The organism is Bacillus sp. FSL K6-1338, assembly GCF_038006965.1.
GTDB classification, from domain to species: Bacteria; Bacillota; Bacilli; order Bacillales; family Bacillaceae_G; genus Bacillus_A; species Bacillus_A thuringiensis_S.
In genome coordinates this window covers 505853-525704 of sequence record NZ_JBBOWI010000002.1, presented here as the reverse complement: position 1 = coordinate 525704, position 19852 = coordinate 505853, and the positions used below count along the sequence as shown (strand labels likewise).

Sequence of the window (19852 nt, the reverse complement as noted above, 5' to 3'; positions counted from 1 at the left end):
CCTTTCTTACAAAGAAAAACGAGCACTATACTAGCTAGCGCTCGAATTACGTCTTGCAAAGAATCCATCATATGTAGCAGCTGAAACGGCTCCTTCTAGACGTTCAACTTCTTCACCTCTGTTATAAGCTACAACAACTGGAGTACCTGGAATGTCGAACTCTTGAAAGGCACTTTGATTTTCTGGTGTAGAGATATCAATACGATAAATGGTTCTATCATGCTTTTTCGACATACTATTGATGTCTGGCGCAGCCTTTTTACAATAATGACAGGTTGGTTGATAGTAATACGCAATGAATTCTTCATGGGATTGTATTTTTTGCTTTAATTCATCTTTTGAAATATCTTTTATAATCTCAGGTGATACTTTTGCGTCTGCAGCATATACAATTGTTTTTTCTGGTGTTATAGTTTCTGTTTGGACTGATTCATTCTTAGTTAAAGTAAAAATCGCGATACAAGCAACGCATAAAGTTGTGATAACGGCTCCGATTTTATAGACTTTTTTCATAGTAAATTCCTCCTTGAAATAAAAAAGGACAAACCTCGCCCGAGTTAACAGGGCGTAAGGTTTGTCCTTCACGCTACGTACAATAGAGTATAAACAATGGAAACAAATTTTCTATCTATATAATACCATAAGATTTATATAGAATACTATAATAATTTTAAAAGAAAAACAAAGGAACAACTTAATCGTAAAATTTCATGTACCAGATTACATATTAAAAACAATAAACAGCACAACAAGGGGATTCTCTGTGGTGTATCCAACTGATAGGGACATCCAATAAGCATAAAATCATTCAACAAACACATCTCAAAAAGTGTGTGTACTTATGAAGTGTGTCTTAAGTACATTTTGATACCTTTTGAAGTAGTTTAAGCTGCATAGAATATACTATATCTAAAGGTGTACCTTTTGTTGCGTACGTTTTCTTTAAAATGTTGGCCGTACGCCTAATAAAAAAGAATGCACATTAAATGGAAGAAGGTCGTATTTCCTTTTAGCAAGGGTTTAAAGAATTTCTTATAATGATGCTCTGTTTTTGATTCATTATGTTTCTCGTGTATGGTGAAAGCCTGTTACAATAGTAAAGAATAACTTGGTTACAAATTGATAATGAAATGGGGAAATATGCTGGATGAAAGCAACCGGAGTAACTAGAAAAGTGGATGAATTAGGGCGTATAGTAATTCCAAAGGAACTTAGAAATACGCTTGGGATTAAAGAAAAATCACCATTAGAGATTTTTGTAGAAGGGGAAGACATCATTTTACAGAAGTATCAGCCTGGTGCTGTTTGTGTATTAACAGGAGAAGTGTCAAATCGTAACATAGCATTAGCAAATGGTAAGATCACATTAAGCCCAGAAGGTGCAGAACTATTAATAAAAGAAATAGAACAGTATCTTGTAAAATAAGTGCTCCTTTCAAGGGGCTTTTTTAGTAAAGATATTTAAAATTTCACGTACCGTGATATTTAATAAAAAACAAGATACATAATCAATAGTCTACATTGAATCTTATGTTGAACTCATCTGCTAAATGGAGTCCCTTCTCTTTTGTCCAGAATCCTGTAGACGTTTTTTTTAATTCCCACTCTTTAAAACGATTTGGATATAATTCATTCAACATATGATAAGGACGACTACCCAAAAATTATAGCGCATTTAACATAGCAAATGGACTTGATTTCCATAATTTTATACAAGGAGTTTGGAGTCGATGTTTTAACAACCATTTTTGTGAATATACATCTATTAACTCTTCACGAGACAAGTAAACGGACCTTTATTTAATACTTAAATTATCATTCCGATTTTTACCACAAATTCTTTTTAATTGTATAGCAGGTGAGAATTTTCTGTACTTATTTCGTTTTAGCTTCCATACTTTATGTATGTAGTGCATTCTTATCAATTTTCCCCATTACTTTAACTCGTAGGGGCATTAACTTTAGAACTCTACTAATGGATAAGCAAGTTAATAATTATACTTGAAAATGGAGTGATACGATGAATAAGACGTATGATGTCATCATTACCGGTGCTAGATGTGCCGGCTCTACCCTGGCAATTTATCTTGCTAAGGCAGGTTTCCATGTGTTGTTAGTGGACCGAGCGAATTTTCCAAGGGACACATTATCAACCCATACCTTTTTCAATAATACTGTCGCTCTTCTTCGAGAAACCGGTGTCCTGGACAAGTTATTGGAAACAAAAGCACCGCCGGTACGGGATATTAAATTTCAATTTGAGGATACCGTGATAGAAGGTCTCATCCCTGAGGTTTACGGAGAGGAAAGTTGTTATTGTATTAGAAGAACTTATCTCGATCATATTCTACTTGAACAAGCCAAATCCCAAATGAATGTAACTGTTTTAGAAGGATTTCGTGTGACGGATGTCATCCGTGATGACGAAACAGTGATAGGCGTGAAAGGTTTAGACGGCGACAACGAGAAACAAGAATTTTTAGCTCGCCTGGTAGTCGGGGCAGACGGCCGATCCTCTATTATTCGCAAGCTGGTAAAAAGTGAACTCAAAATAAGTATTCCGGCAACAGTCGGCATCTATTTCGGGTATTTCTCTGGATTTCGCCACGATAATGTCCCTAAATTTGAAGTATACAAGATAAAAGATAACACAGCCATTCTCTTTCCGACGAATGATGATTTATATGTAATTGTCGGCATTTTCCCATTAGAAAATAAGGAATTGATAGAACGGTTGAAATTAAATCCGGAAAGCTGTCTACGCAATTTCTTTACAGATAACTTTCCGAATACAACAATTGGGGCGCGCTTGAAAAATGCAGAACTAGTAGAACCGGTCAAAGGCATTCTGGGATATGATAATTACTGGTATAAAGGAATGGGAAAAGGATGGGCGTTGGTTGGAGATGCAGTTTGTTTTAAAGATCCTGGCATGGCGCAGGGTATCCATGATGCTATATGTGGAGCACGTATATTATCCAATATTCTATCAAAATATAAGGGACAATCCGATCAATCAAATCAAATGTCTGAAGAATATCAAAAGGCAATAGAAGATGAGTTTATGGTTCGGTTTCACATGGGATGCCAAATTTCGAAGAATGAACGCATATCTGAACAACAGGATGCTGTCAACAAGCTAATCAGTTCCCATCCAGAGGCTATAGAGAAGTTTTTAGGGATTTACAATTATGCAAACGAGCCCGCTGCTTTAGAAAAAGAACTCGCACGAATTATGCAATCGATCTAGCAATGATTTTAGAGATTAAGTAATTTAAGTACAAAAATAATTCACTATGAACCTCCCCCACTTACTCGCTTCCGCTTGAAGTGGGGATTTCTTAGCATCAACAAAGACAAGGTCCCATGAGAAGCGGATTTTCCATCTCCTCTCTGCACCTATGCAGGGACTCCTTTTCTTCATTTGACTAAGCAACTTCTGCACATGCAGAAGGGTGGGACCACACCGTCTACTACTTTTTGCTTACGCAATCCACAAATACTTTCTCTTCGTTTCTTCCGGGATATGACACATCTTTCCGTACAGTTCTTTTACCAAAATGTTGCGGGCACCGTGAATGTCCCAGTGTTCTTCGTAGCCGCACACACAAACGTAGTTACGTGTCCACACTTTCTTCTTTGGCAACAAGGGCATGTTTGAGAAGTGTATGCTTCGTCTACGAGAAACAATAGAGGTACCTTTAGCAATCTAACCTATTTCGATGCTGGAGCCAGAGTGACTTCGGGTGATGCTACAAAAGCCCTCAATAACCACCGTTTGGTAAATATTGTATCGCTGTGACCCATTTTTACACGTATCTCGGCTGAACCCCTATAGGGGTAGCTTCAGGAAAATGCAGATGCTTTGTGGGACTGTTTAACTGGATTTATAGGTCTTCCTATAACAATAGAATGGGAATTTTTCGAGAGTACTCAAAAAATGTTAGGACCTTATGCGGATTTAATTTTAAAAATATTTCAAGATGCACAAAATGAAATGCCAGGTAAGTTCTATATTGTTGTAAAATAATTAAAAGGATCTTAGGTGAAAATAAAAACCGTGGAAATATTTAATTTCTACGGTTTTTATTGTATCAATTAGGCTTTCTTTCATAGTGGCCCCTCATACCTCGAATCGTTTCCGTACCCCTACAATGTAAAACCAGAATCAATAACAAAAAAGCCATGCAAATGCATGACTTTGATTAATCAATATGTATCTCTGTTAAATCAAGACATTACGATTCTACGGGCACCGTATATACCTTCCCTAAGTTTCGTTAATAACATCGAATACAAACAAAAAGGTATATAGCTATAATTGATGAGAGGTCTGCTGAATAAACAGACCTTTTCATTTGAATTCCGCAAAAAATTTTGTGTCTATAATTCCAAAAGCGACTTTACAGGGGAATGGATTTTTTCCTTCTGAAGCAGCATGCATACAAGAAATCACCCAATATTCAAGTTCTAACGGTAAGCGGTATATTTGAAGGCTACCATCATTGTTTTTTGCTGTTACGATCGGTGCATTTACCCTGGTTGTAGCAAAACCATCCGTTGTTATCATTGCTACTGCATCATTCGCTTGAAAACCAGCGCTTAACACCTCGTAAATCACTCCGTCTTTCTCATTAATAATCATAGGTATATTTAGAAAGGGATAGCTATTAATATCATTATGAATAACTACTCCTGCTGTATTTTTTCTTATCTGATTCCCTTGCATTTTATAACCCCCTTTATAAGAATCTAACATGTTCGTTTACATGCTTTCTATTTTACATCTATTATATTATAAAATTGCAATTTCATCTTGTTATAAAAAGCATCCGTACATATGACAGCACTATTTGATGGATCAATATCAACAACAGTCATATAGCTAGAGAGCACATAACCATCTTCATAATATGTAATTAGTATTTCTTCTTCAGATAATAAGGAACATAACAACATGTTCTCAATTAGTTCTTTTTCTTCATCTGTTAAGATCGGCTGAGTTACCTTGCTTTTCTCCTTGATGATTTCACGAATAACAACAAACTGCTCTGGCATACTGGCGAACGGTTGCCATTTTACCATTCCTCTTCCTTTTGGCATATTAGCGTTATTCATGATTTATGTCCCCCTATTAGAGTGTTTCTATATCTAGCTGTAGCACTATTCGTGTAGGAAATCCCACGTAAAATACTGTTTTTCCCAAACTTAGTGCGTATTTCATCCATTACTTTCGTTAACTTCACTTCTTGTTCTCGTTGCGTTATGTTATCAAAAAGAGAAATTTGTTCCTCTCCTTCGTGGATTAGGTTCGTTAGAGAGATGTTTATGCTGCGAATGGGTTCGCCTGTATATTGTTGATATAAAAAGTATGTACAGATATGATAAATATCCATTGTTAAATTTGTTGGGCGGCCTAAAGTATGTGTTTTTCTAATGCCGCCTGTATAACTTTTGCTATAACCGACTGAAAAATGAACGGTTTGAGCAAGTTTATTTTGTCTTCTAAGCCGATAACAAACTTCTTCAATATGTTCCAGTAGAATAATCGGAAATTCTTCTATTGTGTAATCGCGCATGAGTATTTGGCTTTTCCCAACAGAAGTTGTGGCAGGAACATATTTTTCTGAAATGCGACTAAAGTCAATTCCGTAGCTATGTAAGTGTAATTCTTCTCCAATCTTACCGAAGCTCTGTTTTAAGTATTTAAGAGGATAATTGGCTAAATCTCCTATAGAATGTATTCCTTTTCGATTCAACTTTTCTTCCGTTTTGTACGAAATGCCCCAAAATTTATTGAGCGGTCGTATGCTCCATAATTTTGTTGGGACATCTTCATATTTCCAATAGGCAATACCGTTTTGATTCTTCTTTGCTTCAATATCTAAAGCTACTTTGCTCATTAAAGGGTTAGGACCAATTCCTATTGTGCACTCGATTCTTGTTTTCGCATATATTTCACGTTTAAATTTCAACGAAAACTCATGGGGATCGTTAGCAAATAAATGAATACTATCTGTAATATCCATGAAGAACTCGTCGATAGAATATTGGTGAAAATCCTCAATAGGAACGTACTGTAAAGCTAATTTTGTTATGTAATTAGAGCATTTAATGTATGTTCCCATAATCGGATTTACAACAAGAATGTCTTTTCTGCAAGGAATCTCGTATAATCTGGCCATCTTCTTTACACCCAATGCTTGTAATGGTGGAGTGGCAGCTAGAACGATTGAACCGTTTCTATTTACATCACCGACTACTGCCAATTTTGTATACATAGGATCTAACCCCATTTTGATGCAACTTACTGAAGCGTAAAAGCTACGTAAATCAACACATAAGATGATTCTATTCGGTAAGATAGAATAGTCATACACTGTTATTCCTCCCTAAATAAAAAGAACGTTTGTTCCTATTATATACGAACTTGCGTTCTTTTATAAAGAGTTTTTTGTTTGAAAATAATTTTTTGTATAAAGAAAAGACACTCGTATACGAGTGTCTTTCAGATAGTCTGCTTGTGGGAGCAGCAATTCTAATATCAATCAGCAATAAGAGGGAATAGATATATATCCTCTTACTATTATTTAAAGGCGCGAAACAACAAGAAGAGACACTATACAGTGTCTTTTCTTGTTGATATCGCTTTAAGTAAAATGTAGTGATTAATAAAAGAGTCTTGGATGCTTCTTGATTAATCTTAGTATAACACTAATTTTAATCTTGATATATGAAAGTTTGCATGTATTAAGGTGTATATTTCAATTGATACTTTTTGTTTCATGATCAAAAGAATACCGCCAGTATTTTGAAAAACCTCCACGTTAAGATTATGCACGATTTTATACAGTTTTTTGACTGATTCAGTAACAAACAAGAAACCTAAAACCGCACTTTAATAGGGATGTATAAAAAATTGTATAGAAAGATAGAACAGAAAAGGAGCTTCCCTTGTGAGAGTAGGGTTCCTTCTTTTTTCTTGTTACCAATAATAGGACGTTATGTTAACTTAACTTGTATACAATATACAAATCAAATCACAAAACATATTAGTTCTTCTAAATGGTACAATAAGGAAAAAAGGGGGTTCTAAATAATGCCTTTAGAAACGACTATTTTTTGCATCATTATTGCAATAATCATTGGTGCACTATTTGGAGGAATTATACGTATAATTCAGCGTAACAGTAATCAAAAGAAACAAAATCAAGTTGAGCAAAAATTAGATAGAGTTATTCAACTGTTAGAAAAACAAAACAAAGATTGACCTTACCTCCAAACAGAAGTGGTTTGCTATAAAAATCATTAATAGGAGCTAAAACATGAATTTTACAGAGAAAGAAATTAAGAAAACGAAACAAAAAGTGTTAATTATATTATTTTGTATAGCTGGTTTGTTCGTATACGGAGTTTATTGGGCATTCTTCAGTATGGATCGACTACCTACAGGTGAAAAGATTGCTGAAAAACAATCTCCTGACGGAACATATACATTTAAAGCTTATATAACAAATGGCGGAGCAACAACAAGTTTTGCTGTTAGGGGGGAGTTAGTATTTAATCATCGTGAATATTTCAAGACAAAGAATGTGTATTGGAATTACCGAGAAGATACGGCAAAGATTGTATGGAAAGACAATGATACAGTAATCATTAACGGACATATGTTAAATATTCCTGAGGATACATACGATTTCAGAAACGAATAACTGTAGACTTATAGATACATTGACTACCGTTAACGAATTTTACGTAAACTAGCCTCTCTTGTAGGAGCTAGTTTTTTCTTAGTATGGATTTTTTCCAAAATGCTGGCGATATCCCAACAAGGCTATTAAAAAAAGGGCTTATATGAATATCAATCTCCTTTAATTATGTATAATTATTTCACTGCTTCTTTTAATTCTTTTCCAGCTTTAAAAGCAGATGCCTTTGAAGCGGCGATTTGCATTTCTTCACCTGTTTGTGGGTTATGTCCTGTACGTGCAGATTGTTCACGTACTTCAAATGTACCAAAACCAAGAATTTGTACTTTTTCTCCATTTGCTAGCGTATTTGTTATTGTATCTAAAACAGTTTGTGTTGCTGCAACTGGATCCTTTTGTATAAGTTCCGTTTTTTCTGCTACTACTTTTGCTAATTCTGTCTTATTTATTTTTTGCACCTCTTCATATGTAATTAGGTGACTATTATAACGTGTGTATAATATTATGCATAGAAAAAGTACTAGCAAGAGATAAGGGACAATTTCTGTATGGTAGTAAGAAGAAAAATCTGTTAATGAAACTTCAGGGTTTTAGCTTGATGGGCATAGGTTAGTGTCAAGAAAATGCGGATTTACAGCGTTAAAGAAATTTCAATATTAAAAAGCCTAACTTCTCAATTTAATATGAAGAAATTAGGCTTTTTTCATTTAGTGGTGAAACCCATTATCACATTTCGTATCATGTGGCATAGGTCCGTCAAGGGAATCCAGAAAGGAAACGGTCTTTTTGAGGTTCCTCAAAAATAAATGTGCAAGATCCATGGAAAATCCATTTCGAACCACAACGCGCATAATCGTCACCGCTTCCATATCTGGAGGCAATGGGTAGGCAGGTACTTGCCAGCCGAACACACGCAATTGTCGAGATAAATCATAAAGATTCCAATTTGATGTGTAACCTTCTTTTAGTCGCCAAGCGAAAACCGGAATATCCGAACCATCGGACAAAAGTTCGAACGGTTCCATCTTCTGAATGGCTTTGCTAAGAAAAAGAGCGACTTTCTGGGAAGCCCTTTGTACATCATAGTACCCACTTTTTCCTAAACGCAGGTAATTGTAATATTGTAGGAGCACTTGTGCACCAGGACGAGAGAAATTCAGGGCAAAGGTCGGCATGTTCCCGCCTAAATAGGAGACACGGAAGATTAGATCCTCAGGGAGATCTTCAGCTTCCCGCCAAATTATCCAACCCAATCCAGGATAGACTAATCCATATTTATGTCCGGATACATTGATGGACTTCACCCTCGGTAATTGAAAATCCCAGACTAAATCTGGTTGAAGAAACGGTGCTATAAATCCTCCCGAAGCTGCATCCACATGCATGGGAATGTCAAGACCCGTCCTCGCCTGTAAATCATCCAACGCTTTCGCAATTGCGGCAACCGGTTCGTAAAGACCGGTATAAGTTTCACCGAGAATCGGTACCACACCAATCGTATTTTCATCCACGGCTGCGAGGACTCCCTGAGGATCCAATTGGGGATGTTCTGGACTAATCTTCACATAGCGTGGTTCAACCTCCCAATAATTCGCGAATTTTTCCCAAACGACCTGAACAGCCGAACTAAACACAATATTTGGACGATCCACTGGCTTCCCTTCGTTTTTACGTGCATTTTGCCAGCGTCGCTTTAAAGCAAGTCCACCGAGCATACATGCTTCCGACGATCCAGTTGTTGAAACGCCCATAGTCGTAAGGGGGCTGGGCGAATGCCAGAGGTTGGCTAAGATGCGGACACACCGCTCCTCAATTTCAGCTGTCTGTGGATATTCGTCCTTGTCAATCATGTTCTTGTTGAAGGATTTTGCATATAATTGCTCTGCGGCAGGCTCCATCCATGTGCTAACGAATGTTGCAAGATTCAGGCGGGCGTTTCCATCAAGAGCAATTTCATCATGGACGATTTGATACGCTGTTTCTGGTAACATACCTTTATCAGGAATATGAAAGCGCGGAACGACGGATTCACCTTCGCGGGCAAACAGAGGATTTACAGAAAATTCGTGAGGTAGCTCTTTTTGCATGTGACGCGGTAGAGATTGTGAATTATCTGGCATAATCTCTTTTCTTTCATATGCATCCTTTTGAACTTCTGCTTTTCGATCCTGTGGCATACAAGTCCCCCTTAATTAATTTTTTAACAAACATATTATTTACAAAAACTCATTTGTTAAAACAAGGAACAATTCTATTGAATGACTCACCATACTCCCTACTTTAGCTTGGTTTTCGCAACTTCAGTAAGTGTGGGGCAATAGAACGTTGAAGATTTTACGGTTGCAACGTTTTTCTGCAACTAACCTCATATCCTCAGTTTTCGAAGAGCAATCTGTACAAGTAAATGATAGCAAACAGGTTGGTCTATGCCAACTGACATGAATCTTCCACGTCCTCACTTCGCGTTCCTTAAGGAAGGAGTCTTCTTGGCTAAAATGATAAATTATAAAAATATAGGCATAGGTAAATAGAGAAGAATATATCATTCTTTAAGAATGATATATATTAAAAGTTAATTAACTATAAGAAAAAGAATTTCATATTACAACTAAATATAATTAATTTATTTTACCTATGTGATGAAAAGAACAGTTGTAGAAAAATTAAACAATCATTTGTTAAAACATTTTTAGTTATGAATTAATGTGTGGGGATTATAGAGTTTTTTAGTTTTCTATTTAATAAATCTCTCATTTAATATATAAATTTTATACAACAATGAAAAAAGTATCCGCTATGGATACTTCGCCTAAAAATTTATCTCTACAAGTTTCTCTTAAGGATTTTTCTTCCTGAAAAGTAATTAACTTTTAAACTTTTTCTAATATTCGAAACCACTATCTGTAATCCAATTCATATTTTATTGATACCAATGTAGTTACAGGTATGTTAAAATTCACTTGAAACATTGCTTTTGGGAATACAATTGCTATCATAAACGCAATTTATTTTCTACAAACTGATTGGGTTTTAACCCAAATCGCGGTTTTATTCCGCAGTCCTTAATAAATTGTTAAGGACCTTTTTTATTTGTCTTTTAGCTGCGAAAAAATAAAATTTGCAAAGATATAAACTTTTCATAATGGGGGTACTTCATAACTTTATTTTGATAGCGATCTGCTGAGACTCCTTTTTATATGAATATAACAATGATATGGTTAATTTTTATTCATAAAAAAACAAAAAAAGAAGAGGGATATCTCCCTCTCCACCAACAAAATCAAACATATTTACAATTAAGGAAGGGCATACATTCATCAAGTGATGAATGGAACAATAATAGTTCACCTAGTGAATTATAACATAAAACAACTCCTATTAATAGGTAATATTACCATTAATGTAATTTATATGACAGATTTGTTAAATATCTTAATATTAAAAGGCTTTATATGTATGTAAATAGAATGTGGATAGTGTAGGGATAAAATATAAGGGGGATATATATGATGTTTAACAAAAAACAAAAATTAGTAACAACGGTAACAGCTTTAACATTAGGATGTGGATTTACTTTTGGATTAACACCAGCCTTTGCAGATTCTACTAAGATTTCCGCAAACAATACTCCTGTTCATTCTATTCAAAACCAAGAACAAGAACCTTTTACTGGATATGTCATTTCAATAGATAACAATTATTTAGTGGTTGCTGCTACTTCTACAAAAGATGAAGCACTTACTTATCAACATGATTGGTGGGATCTAGTTTCCCAAAACAAAATTTTAAGAGTTCCTGTTTCAGATAGTGAAAACTACACATTAGGTGAAAAATTAAACGTATATGCAGTTGGGTGGACTGCATCATTACCACCAATTGCTGTTATGCCTACAATCGAAAAATTAACCCAATAGGTAATAGTGCTTACAATAATAAAGGGCATCGTTCTAATTAGAATGGTGCCCTTTATTTAATAACAATTCAAACGTGATCACTCAAATCTATTATATTCGAAAATTGTAGTGTTAACTTATATAAAAAGTATTGGTACATATGACAGCACTATTTGACGAGTCAATATTGAAAACAGTCATATAATTAGAGCGTGTATAACCGTCCTCATGATAGGTAATCATTATTTCTTCTTCAGACAATAAGGAACATACTAGCATGTTTTCAATTCGTTATTTTTTTCAATTGTTAAGATTGGACGGGTTACTTTGTGTTATTCCTTAATCATTTCACGTTTAAATTTCAACGCAAACTTATAGAGATTCTTAGCAAATAAATGAATACTATCCGTAATATCCATGAAGAATTCGTCGATAGAATATTAAATCCTCAATAGGGACGTACTGCAAAGCTAGCTTTGTTATGTAATTAGAGCATTTAATGTATGTTCCCATAATCAGATTTACAACAAGAATGTCTTTTCTGCGAGGAATCTCGTATAATCTGGCCATCTTCTTTACACTCAATGCTTGTAATGGGGGAGTGGGGGAGTGGCGGATAGAACGATTGAACCATTTTTATTTACATCACCGACTACTGCCAATTTTTTATACATAGGATCTTACCCCATTTTGATGCAACTTACAGAAGCGTAAAAGCTACGTAAATCCACACATAAGAGGATTCTATTCGGTAAGATAGAATAGTCATACACTGTTATTCCTCCCTAATTAAAAAAGAACACTCGCTCTTATTTAATAAGAACATATATTCCTTTATGAAGAGTTTTTGTTTAAAAATAATTTTTTACATAAAGAAAAGACACTAGTATACGAGTGTCTTTCAGATATTCTGCTTGTAGGAGCAGCAATCCTACCATCAATCAGCAATAAGAGGGCATAGATATATATGAGGTAGCACCAACAAAACGTGAATTCCGTACGTTATTAAGAACAGAGTTTGCGTAATATTTTTCTTTATTTGAATAGAAGTAAATAAAGCACGATAAATGGTCGTTTTTGAAACTTGGGTTTTTACATGAATTCACTAAATATATCCCCTTCCATTTGTTATGGTTTTCAAAATAACTATTTACATATAATTTACACTAGTGTACTATTTGTCTAGTACACTAATACAGAGGAGGAAAGAAATGAAAACTGAGTTTTCTCCTAATATTCCTATTTATGTTCAGGTAATGGAATACATCAAAAAAGAAATTGTAACAGGACGTTTGGCGCCAGGTAAAAAAATTCCTGCTGTACGTGAATTAGCGGGTGAATTACAAGTGAATCCAAATACAATTCAACGTACGTTTCAAGAGCTAGAACGGGAAGGTATTGCTGAGACACGCAGAGGAACAGGAAGATTTGTAACAATGGATGAAGAAAAAATTACGGAGCTACGCAAAGAAATGGCAAAAGAGTTGCTTGATAATTTTATAAATGGAATGAATAACTTAGGATTTATGGAAGAAGAGGTTCTCTCAATACTCCATTCTTCTTTGGAAAGGAAAAAGGAGGGAAATGAATGAAAGAATTATTGAAAATTGAAAATCTATCGAAAAGATATGATTTAAAAACAGTGATTCGAGATGTAAGTTTAACAATATCAGAAGGGAAAATTATTGGTCTTGTTGGTGAAAATGGTAGTGGGAAAACGACATTATTAAAAATGATTTCGGGTTTACGCTTTCCTTCTATAGGAAGTATTACAATTAAAGATAAAAAGGTGGGGTTAGAAACGAAAAAAATCGTTTCATTTATGCCCGATAGTCCTGTTTTTGAAACATGGATGACCGTAAAAGATGCTTTGTTGTTCTATCGAGATATGTATACTGATTTTAATCTACAACAAGCAATAGATTTAATAGCTAACTTTAAAATCCCGCTAGAGGAGAATATAAGCATCTTATCAAAAGGGAAAACGGGGATATTACAGCTAATATTAACTTTTTCAAGAAAAGCAAGGGTATACGTATTAGACGAGCCATTAGGTGGAATTGATCTTGTTTCTAGAAAGCATATAGTAGATTTAATTCTTAACTTTTATCGTGAAGATAGTACTATTCTTATTTCGACTCATTTAATAGAGGAAATTGAAAATATATTTGATGAAGTAATATTTTTAAAAGACGGGAGTGTTGTATTGCATGAAAATGTAGAAGAAATTCGTTTTCACCATGGAAAAGCAGTACATGAGTTATTTAAGGAGGTTTTTGAGAAATGAACCCACTTTTTCGTTATTTGTTTAACTGTAATAGAAAAAGGATAGCTGTATTTTACCTTGGATTTATTACTATTTCATTACTTCTTTTATTTAAGATGGTGGGATTATCAAAGGTGACAAATCAACTTACAAAGGATATAACATTAGGTATATTTATATTCATCATAGGTGGCGCTGCATTTTTACTACTTTTAATAGCTTTGCCTTCTTTCAATAAAATGCTAAAAAATACGATGATTCGTTATACAGCTATCTCAGGAAAAAAGTATATATATGCAAATTTATTTTTTTTCACATTAATGTTTATTCTTTTATTAGTAATAGGCTTAATTTTTCTATACTATTTTTCTCAGAGTAACCTTGGAGAAAAAGTATCTGAAGGCTACCAACAAGAATTTCATAAGTTATATGCATATGGAGTTTTTCATCACATACTTTCCGTTTTTTTATGGGGAATCGATTTCATGAGTATATTAATTTCCTGTTATTTCATCATGGTAATTACAAAACTCATTCCTATAAAGTCATCATTGAGTAAAAGATTTTTATCAATGACTTTCTTTGTTTTATTTTTAATCATACAAACATTAGTATTGGATTTTTTAAGTAAATTAGGAGAATATGTAATCACCATAAAGAGTACGTGGTTCATAGATAAAAATGGTTTTATTGACACCTCACTGTATCCTAGTGAAGACTTCACTATTTTAGATATATGTTTTACTTGCTTATTCATAATTGTCCTAACAGCTATTACAGGTCGTATCATAGATAAAAAATTAGAAATATAAAGCTCCACTTTAAAGGTAGAATGTATTTAGGAGGAAACAATGAAAACAACCAATCCAATTTTAAAAAAAGAAAAATTTCATAAGGAAAAGACAAATGCATCTAAGATGACTATTAGGGGAACGATAGGCAAAACATTCATTTTACTTATTCTACTTTTTGCAGCGTCTGTCTATTCATACGTACAAATGACACAAGGGACAATGAAGATACCTGTATTAATTGGAATTGTAATAGTTACTCTAATTGTCGCATTTGTAGTTATATTCATTCCTCGTATATCACCAATTTGCGCACCGATTTACGCAGTATTACAAGGGATTTTATTAGGAAGTATTTCAGCATTTTATACAATGCGATTTGGAGATTCTATCGCTTTAACTGCAGTATTACTAACAATTTCAATTTTATTTGCCATGCTTTTGTTATACGCAACTCGAGTAGTAAAAGTAACTAAAAAGTTTCGTGCAGTTGTAACGGTTGCAACACTTGGAATTCTTATTATGTATTTTATTGTTTTCTTACTGGGTATCTTAGGGTTGACTGTTCCATATATTCATCAAGGTGGGACAATTAGTATCATTATTAGTACGATTGTAATTATTGTTGCAGCATTAGATTTATTACTGGATTTCGATTCAATTGAAAATGGTGTTCATAGTGGGGCACCAAAGTATATGGAATGGTACAGCGCAGTAGGACTTATGATGACATTAGTATGGTTATATCTTGAGATCCTTCGTCTAGTTTCTTACATTATGAAAAACAAAGACTAAAAAACATCCTGCATGGTTCAACCATGCAGGATGTTTTTTGTATCTCGTATTTTCAATTAAATTTATCATTTTAGCCAATAAGGCTCCTTCCTCAAGGAGCGTGAAGCGTTCAATTGTATATAAACCCATTTATGTTTAATTAATATTAGAGCATATAAAAAGACACTATGTATAATATAGTGTCTTTTTATAAGTTGAATTATTCTGAAAGAAAATGTAGTGATTAATAATAATTTGTTGGATACTTCTTGGTTAATTATATGATAGCACTGTCATATAAAAATGTAAATGCATTTATATATATATATAATTTTATTGTATTTTAGATGCATTTGAATTTCATTCCATTTTCTTTGTTTTTATAAAAGTGATTTTGAACGTAAGGAATTTGTAAGGAAGAGGTAAGAAAAAAGAGATTTTCATTGTGTATGATTAAAATGTATAGAAGAGTGAGAGGAGGAACAAATACTGTAAATTTATATGAAAAAACAAATCGATTAATAAGACTTGTATGGAAGAAAAGAGACATTACAAAGGTTAACATACATGTAAAAAAGGATAGGCTATTTTCAGATCAAAAATTTGTTTGTGAAATAATAGGCATAAGAATGATTACAAATTCAATAGCGCCCTTTTGTCTTTGAGTAAGATGTAAGCTGTGTGATTAGTTGAAAAACAGCAAAAAACATCTATACGATATAAATAGGGGAGAGGAATATTTTGATGAAAAAGCACCGTCAAATTACATGTACAGGTTTAGCCCTTTTAATAACTGGAGGTTCCCTACTATATACAACTCCAACCTCAATTGTAAAAGCGGAGTCCATTCAAAATGTATCAAATTCGTTACAAAAAAGCAGTCAAAGGAATCATAATTCTGTCAAAAAGGCAATGGGGGATACATTGCAACTTGGATATCCAGGGATACTTGTTAAAACTTTTGAGGGTGGAAAAACATGGAGTCATGCAGCTGGGGTAGCAGATCTAAATACTAAGAAACCAATGAAAACAGATTTTCGTTTTCGAATTGGCAGCGTGACAAAAACGTTCACTGCAACAGTTGTACTTCAATTAGCAGGAGAAAGCCGCTTGAATTTAGACGATTCTATTGAAAAATGGTTGCCTGGTGTCATTCAGGGAAATGGATATGATGATAAACAGATTACTATCCGGCAATTATTGAATCACACAAGTGGTATCGCTAATTACACAAGGTCAAAGGATTTTAATATGATGGATACAAAAAGATCCTATACTGCTGAAGAATTAGTAAAGATGGGAATATCCATGCCTCCAGATTTTGCTCCAGGGAAGAGCTGGTCGTATTCAAATACAGGATACGTATTACTAGGGGGCCTAATTGAAAAAATAACTGGGAGCAGCTATGCGGAAGAGATTGAAAAACGTATTATTGAACCACTTGAATTATCGAATACATTCTTACCTGGGAATTCAAGTGTGATTCCAGGAACCAAGCATGCCCGTGGATATATCCAATTAGACAGAGCAAGTGAGCCAAAAGATGTTACTTATTATAATCCAAGTATGGCGAGCTCTGCCGGTGATATGATTTCAACAGCTGATGATTTAAACAAATTCTTTTCTTACTTACTTGGGGGGAAATTACTAAAAGAACAGCAACTAAAGCAAATGCTTACAACAGTCCCTACAGGAGTAGATGAACTTGGCGATTCCGGGCTTGGAATTTTTAAAATGAAGCTTTCAAATGGTGAATCGATATGGGGGCATGGAGGAACCATTCCTGGTTTTTTAACTTTTGCTGGGGGCACACTTGGAGGCAAGCATACATTGGCTGTCAATTTGAACAGCCTTAAAGCGGATACCCCTGATCCTTTTAAAAATATTTTACTCGCTGAATTTAGCAAGTAGGACAAAAGGGAAAACGGATAAGTTTTATCATATTTTCATAGTGAAACAATTGAACTACTCATCACTTAACGTCCTTACGGACTTTTTAAAGTGGGAGATTCCTGCGAACACCGATGTATCCACCGGTTATCTTAGTAGGATCTACCCGTAGTCCCTACGGTGAGAATATAAGTATCTTGTACGTTGACGCACTACACTCCCTACTTTAGCTTGGTTTTCGCAACTTCGACAAGCATGGGGCGATAGAAAGTTGAAGATTTTACGGTTGCAACGTTTTTCTGTAACCAACCTCATATTTTCAGTTTTCGAAGAGCAATCTGTACAAGTAAATGATAGCAAACATGTTGGCTTATGCCAACCGACATTCATCTCCCACCTAAAATTGGTGTTTCACACCCTCACATTTTTGAGGAAAGAGTCTTCTGTCGAAAAACGATAAATTTGTGAAAAAAGAGGCATTCTATAGCAGGTATCATACTTGTGTAGAATGCCTCTTTTTTCTCTTGTACAGAAGAATCTATATACAATGATGAGGAAAGAGCAGGTAGGAATAATAAGATGGAATAGGAAGTGAAGTTAATGACAAATGAACCTAAATTCGAATCATGTGAGACGTACGGCACTGGTATAATGTATGGTTTCAGTATACATAATGACTGTTAAGATAAGAAGGAACCTGAATTTGAATAATGGGAGATGTGAGGAGTCGATGTTGTTTAACAAATTATCCGGTAATTGAATAAAAGAATATGGATAGAAAAGAGCCCCCATTAATTTATCGGAGGCTCTTATTTTTTACTTCAGTACAGAAGGAGTCGTCTTTTCTAACCATAGAATGCCATCATATTGTTCTGTCGGAATCATGATTTCTTCTTTTAATTTATTTCCCCAATAACTTGCTGCAGTAGGAGTAAACATCCATGAAGTTTCTGGTCGGTTACTTTCTCCTTTTAAGTTAACGAAAACATGGGGACTTCCTACAGTGCTGATGATTTTTTCAACGCTTTGTTCTTCATGTTCATTATGTACAGGAATAACATTTTCATTAACATCATCCCAACTGCTTCCACTATACGCAAATACACCGATTGTGTACATTTGGTCTTTGATACGTTGTGGAAGATAATCCATCATATTTGGGCCAACATAATTGTATTGCTGCACCTTCGTAAAGTCTAATATCATTTTTGAATTTTGTTTTCGAATATGATAATTATGCCCCCACACAATAATTTTTTTATTTTTATATTGCATTTCAGTGAGCCATGCGAAATTTTGTGCCATTTTTTGATCTCGGATATAAAAAGAATAGTCTGTCAGGTTAGGTGAGGAGATGCCACCTCTGACTTTCATATCAGCATCTAGATGCGTTTTAATCGCATCAATCCGTATACTGATTGATTTCTCAAACAAATTCACATCATACGTAGGATGTGGTGCAACTTGAATCAATTCAGATTTATGATTCTGAATAAACATTCTAACCTTTTCAAACTTGTTAATTACGGGTTGTATTTCCATTTTAAATCGATCATAGGGATATGTTTTATTTTTATTGTAATACCTATCCAGTTCAATCAACTCTGACACTGCTGTATCAAATTCACTCGCCACTTCAGGATTTACTTTTTGCAACCATTCTTTTGCATAAGAGCGGAATGAAGATTTATAAAACAAATTCATATCAAAACCAGCTAATGTGAGTGGCTTCCCTTTTTCTTTTTGTTCTTTCATATAGGTAAATAATTGTTCAAGTTCCTCAGTTTGCCATACAGGGTATAAAGATTGTTTCATCGCTTCCGTAGCGGTTAAGTTATCAAAATTTTGCTGAACAGCTGCTGCTTCTCCAAGCCCTGTTTCAAATGCAATCACATCATATCCCATTTCTTCATGTAAGTACTTAATCATACGTATTTTGGATTGATTGATTTCCTTTGCACCATGCGTACTTTCACCAAGTACAACAATGCGCTTGTCCTGTACGGCCTCTTTAAGAAATGATAAATCCTCTCTTGTTTGGGAAGTTGGTTCATTTAATATTTTTGCATGTCCGTTTAACCATTCCTCCCATTTGGGTTGATCGACTGGTTTTTCTGCTGCGAATGCAACAGATGTAAAGGTGGTACAGGAAAGAAGGGTACTCATTAGTCCAAGTTTCCATTTATTACGCACAACAACGCCTCCAAGTATCATAGTTTACAAGCTGGAAAAAATAATACCAAAATTTACTAATATAACATTATTTATAATAATATATATGATAATCTCTAATAATACTAATATTGCGAAAATTTAAAAGTCACCTTCAGTGTAGTGAAGAAACCCTTCTTTCTATGTCACGTCTTGTAATCAAATATACACATTGCATGTACGTTTTCTGCATTCCTCTTGTGTGGAATCTGGAATGAGTACATGAATTTCAAAGTTCATTTTTATCCAAAAGGATCAAAAATCGTTAATTTACATAATGTATTTATCGTAAACTTATTAGTTTGAAAAAATGTATTA

General features: G+C 34.4%; 19 protein-coding genes and 3 pseudogenes. 11 read left to right on the top strand and 11 right to left on the bottom strand.

The genetic code is table 11. The features are described 5' to 3' along the window. Nucleotides 1-30: 30 nt before the first annotated feature. Nucleotides 31-513, bottom strand: coding sequence for a thioredoxin family protein (locus NZ044_RS29340; protein ID WP_000758638.1), 483 nt, complete (start codon nt 511-513; stop codon nt 31-33). A gap of 634 nt (nt 514-1147) precedes the next feature. On the opposite strand from NZ044_RS29340, the gene NZ044_RS29335 reads away from it, so the two are divergent. Next, nucleotides 1148-1426: an AbrB/MazE/SpoVT family DNA-binding domain-containing protein gene (locus NZ044_RS29335; protein ID WP_000648342.1), complete on the top strand. Its 279-nt coding sequence runs from the start codon at nt 1148-1150 to the stop codon at nt 1424-1426. An 82-nt stretch (nt 1427-1508) separates the two neighbouring features. On the opposite strand, the gene NZ044_RS29330 is transcribed toward NZ044_RS29335, so the two are convergent. Beyond that, the gene (locus tag NZ044_RS29330) at nt 1509-1640 is read right to left on the bottom strand and encodes a hypothetical protein (RefSeq protein WP_254905693.1); all 132 of its coding nucleotides are present in this window, start codon (nt 1638-1640) and stop codon (nt 1509-1511) included. A 380-nt stretch (nt 1641-2020) separates the two neighbouring features. Here NZ044_RS29330 and NZ044_RS29325 point away from each other — a divergent pair, with 380 nt between their 5' ends. Further along, on the top strand, nt 2021-3250 hold the full coding sequence (locus tag NZ044_RS29325) for an NAD(P)/FAD-dependent oxidoreductase (protein WP_001044754.1): 1230 nt from the start codon (nt 2021-2023) through the stop codon (nt 3248-3250). A 302-nt stretch (nt 3251-3552) separates the two neighbouring features. On the opposite strand, the gene NZ044_RS29320 is transcribed toward NZ044_RS29325, so the two are convergent. Further along, nucleotides 3553-3690 carry a zinc ribbon domain-containing protein gene (locus tag NZ044_RS29320; RefSeq protein WP_198284614.1) on the bottom strand — a complete coding sequence of 46 codons (138 nt, stop codon included), beginning with the start codon at nt 3688-3690 and terminating at the stop codon, nt 3553-3555. Between the two features lie 160 nt (nt 3691-3850). Between NZ044_RS29320 and NZ044_RS29315 the strand changes: the two are divergent. Next, a pseudogene (locus NZ044_RS29315) lies at nt 3851-4030 on the top strand (barstar family protein); the annotation flags it as partial. A 324-nt stretch (nt 4031-4354) separates the two neighbouring features. Here NZ044_RS29315 and NZ044_RS29310 read toward each other — a convergent pair. From NZ044_RS29310 to NZ044_RS29300, 3 genes are read right to left on the bottom strand one after another with little or no spacing between them, the layout of a single operon-like run. Next, nucleotides 4355-4729 carry a hypothetical protein gene (locus NZ044_RS29310; RefSeq protein WP_088060535.1) on the bottom strand — a complete coding sequence of 125 codons (375 nt, stop codon included), beginning with the start codon at nt 4727-4729 and terminating at the stop codon, nt 4355-4357. A gap of 47 nt (nt 4730-4776) precedes the next feature. Then, nucleotides 4777-5118, bottom strand: coding sequence for a YolD-like family protein (locus NZ044_RS29305; protein ID WP_340950203.1), 342 nt, complete (start codon nt 5116-5118; stop codon nt 4777-4779). Beyond that, entirely contained in the window at nt 5115-6380 is a 1266-nt protein-coding gene (locus tag NZ044_RS29300; protein WP_340950202.1) for a Y-family DNA polymerase, read from the bottom strand. The genes NZ044_RS29305 and NZ044_RS29300 overlap by 4 nt, the downstream gene beginning before the upstream one ends. Before the next feature lie 719 nt (nt 6381-7099). On the opposite strand from NZ044_RS29300, the gene NZ044_RS29295 reads away from it, so the two are divergent. After that, on the top strand, nt 7100-7270 hold the full coding sequence (locus NZ044_RS29295; protein WP_086423436.1) for a DUF4083 family protein: 171 nt from the start codon (nt 7100-7102) through the stop codon (nt 7268-7270). A gap of 55 nt (nt 7271-7325) precedes the next feature. After that, on the top strand, nt 7326-7712 hold the full coding sequence (locus tag NZ044_RS29290) for a DUF5412 domain-containing protein (RefSeq protein WP_097892111.1): 387 nt from the start codon (nt 7326-7328) through the stop codon (nt 7710-7712). Nucleotides 7713-7885: 173 nt separating this feature from the next. Here the strand turns inward: NZ044_RS29290 and NZ044_RS29285 are convergent, their stop codons facing one another. Together NZ044_RS29285 and NZ044_RS29280 are read right to left on the bottom strand one after the other, a co-directional pair. Beyond that, complete coding sequence (locus tag NZ044_RS29285) at nt 7886-8158, bottom strand: HU family DNA-binding protein (protein WP_097892127.1); 273 nt, start codon at nt 8156-8158, stop codon at nt 7886-7888. A gap of 258 nt (nt 8159-8416) precedes the next feature. Then, nucleotides 8417-9886, bottom strand: a complete 1470-nt coding sequence (locus NZ044_RS29280) for a glutamate decarboxylase (protein ID WP_098506581.1) — start codon at nt 9884-9886, stop codon at nt 8417-8419. 1332 nt (nt 9887-11218) lie between these two features. Between NZ044_RS29280 and NZ044_RS29275 the strand changes: the two genes are divergently transcribed. Next, nucleotides 11219-11623, top strand: coding sequence for a DUF3221 domain-containing protein (locus NZ044_RS29275; protein WP_061664494.1), 405 nt, complete (start codon nt 11219-11221; stop codon nt 11621-11623). A gap of 67 nt (nt 11624-11690) precedes the next feature. Here the strand turns inward: NZ044_RS29275 and NZ044_RS29270 are convergent. Together NZ044_RS29270 and NZ044_RS29265 are read right to left on the bottom strand one after the other, a co-directional pair. After that, nucleotides 11691-11949: pseudogene (locus tag NZ044_RS29270) on the bottom strand (YolD-like family protein). Beyond that, a pseudogene (locus NZ044_RS29265) lies at nt 11947-12375 on the bottom strand (Y-family DNA polymerase); the annotation flags it as partial. The pseudogenes NZ044_RS29270 and NZ044_RS29265, both read right to left, overlap by 3 nt. A gap of 438 nt (nt 12376-12813) precedes the next feature. Between NZ044_RS29265 and NZ044_RS29260 the strand changes: the two are divergent. The 5 genes from NZ044_RS29260 (at nt 12814) to NZ044_RS29240 (ending at nt 17344) form a co-directional block, all read left to right on the top strand. Continuing rightward, on the top strand, nt 12814-13194 hold the full coding sequence (locus NZ044_RS29260; RefSeq protein WP_000845512.1) for a GntR family transcriptional regulator: 381 nt from the start codon (nt 12814-12816) through the stop codon (nt 13192-13194). Then, complete coding sequence (locus NZ044_RS29255) at nt 13191-13889, top strand: ABC transporter ATP-binding protein (RefSeq protein ID WP_000661366.1); 699 nt, start codon at nt 13191-13193, stop codon at nt 13887-13889. The genes NZ044_RS29260 and NZ044_RS29255 overlap by 4 nt, the downstream gene beginning before the upstream one ends. Continuing rightward, nucleotides 13886-14680: an ABC transporter permease gene (locus NZ044_RS29250; protein WP_070183932.1), complete on the top strand. Its 795-nt coding sequence runs from the start codon at nt 13886-13888 to the stop codon at nt 14678-14680. Before NZ044_RS29255 ends, NZ044_RS29250 begins: the two co-directional genes overlap by 4 nt. Nucleotides 14681-14719: 39 nt before the next feature. Further along, on the top strand, nt 14720-15454 hold the full coding sequence (locus tag NZ044_RS29245) for a Bax inhibitor-1/YccA family protein (RefSeq protein ID WP_098506580.1): 735 nt from the start codon (nt 14720-14722) through the stop codon (nt 15452-15454). A 723-nt stretch (nt 15455-16177) separates the two neighbouring features. Continuing rightward, nucleotides 16178-17344: a serine hydrolase domain-containing protein gene (locus NZ044_RS29240; protein WP_098506584.1), complete on the top strand. Its 1167-nt coding sequence runs from the start codon at nt 16178-16180 to the stop codon at nt 17342-17344. Between the two features lie 795 nt (nt 17345-18139). Here the strand turns inward: NZ044_RS29240 and NZ044_RS29235 are convergent. Then, the gene (locus NZ044_RS29235; RefSeq protein WP_277514738.1) at nt 18140-19516 is read right to left on the bottom strand and encodes an erythromycin esterase family protein; all 1377 of its coding nucleotides are present in this window, start codon (nt 19514-19516) and stop codon (nt 18140-18142) included. Nucleotides 19517-19852 lie beyond the last annotated feature (336 nt).

Coding starts and splice junctions, on each gene's coding strand:
- NZ044_RS29325 (WP_001044754.1), top strand. CDS start 2,021: ATGAATAAGACGTATGATGTCATCATTACCGGTGCTAGATGTGCCGGC.
- NZ044_RS29280 (WP_098506581.1), bottom strand. CDS start 9,886: ATGCCACAGGATCGAAAAGCAGAAGTTCAAAAGGATGCATATGAAAGA.
- NZ044_RS29250 (WP_070183932.1), top strand. CDS start 13,886: ATGAACCCACTTTTTCGTTATTTGTTTAACTGTAATAGAAAAAGGATA.
- NZ044_RS29290 (WP_097892111.1), top strand. CDS start 7,326: ATGAATTTTACAGAGAAAGAAATTAAGAAAACGAAACAAAAAGTGTTA.
- NZ044_RS29335 (WP_000648342.1), top strand. CDS start 1,148: ATGAAAGCAACCGGAGTAACTAGAAAAGTGGATGAATTAGGGCGTATA.
- NZ044_RS29310 (WP_088060535.1), bottom strand. CDS start 4,729: ATGCAAGGGAATCAGATAAGAAAAAATACAGCAGGAGTAGTTATTCAT.
- NZ044_RS29275 (WP_061664494.1), top strand. CDS start 11,219: ATGTTTAACAAAAAACAAAAATTAGTAACAACGGTAACAGCTTTAACA.
- NZ044_RS29330 (WP_254905693.1), bottom strand. CDS start 1,640: ATGTTGAATGAATTATATCCAAATCGTTTTAAAGAGTGGGAATTAAAA.
- NZ044_RS29340 (WP_000758638.1), bottom strand. CDS start 513: ATGAAAAAAGTCTATAAAATCGGAGCCGTTATCACAACTTTATGCGTT.
- NZ044_RS29240 (WP_098506584.1), top strand. CDS start 16,178: ATGAAAAAGCACCGTCAAATTACATGTACAGGTTTAGCCCTTTTAATA.
- NZ044_RS29295 (WP_086423436.1), top strand. CDS start 7,100: ATGCCTTTAGAAACGACTATTTTTTGCATCATTATTGCAATAATCATT.
- NZ044_RS29260 (WP_000845512.1), top strand. CDS start 12,814: ATGAAAACTGAGTTTTCTCCTAATATTCCTATTTATGTTCAGGTAATG.
- NZ044_RS29255 (WP_000661366.1), top strand. CDS start 13,191: ATGAAAGAATTATTGAAAATTGAAAATCTATCGAAAAGATATGATTTA.
- NZ044_RS29245 (WP_098506580.1), top strand. CDS start 14,720: ATGAAAACAACCAATCCAATTTTAAAAAAAGAAAAATTTCATAAGGAA.
- NZ044_RS29305 (WP_340950203.1), bottom strand. CDS start 5,118: ATGAATAACGCTAATATGCCAAAAGGAAGAGGAATGGTAAAATGGCAA.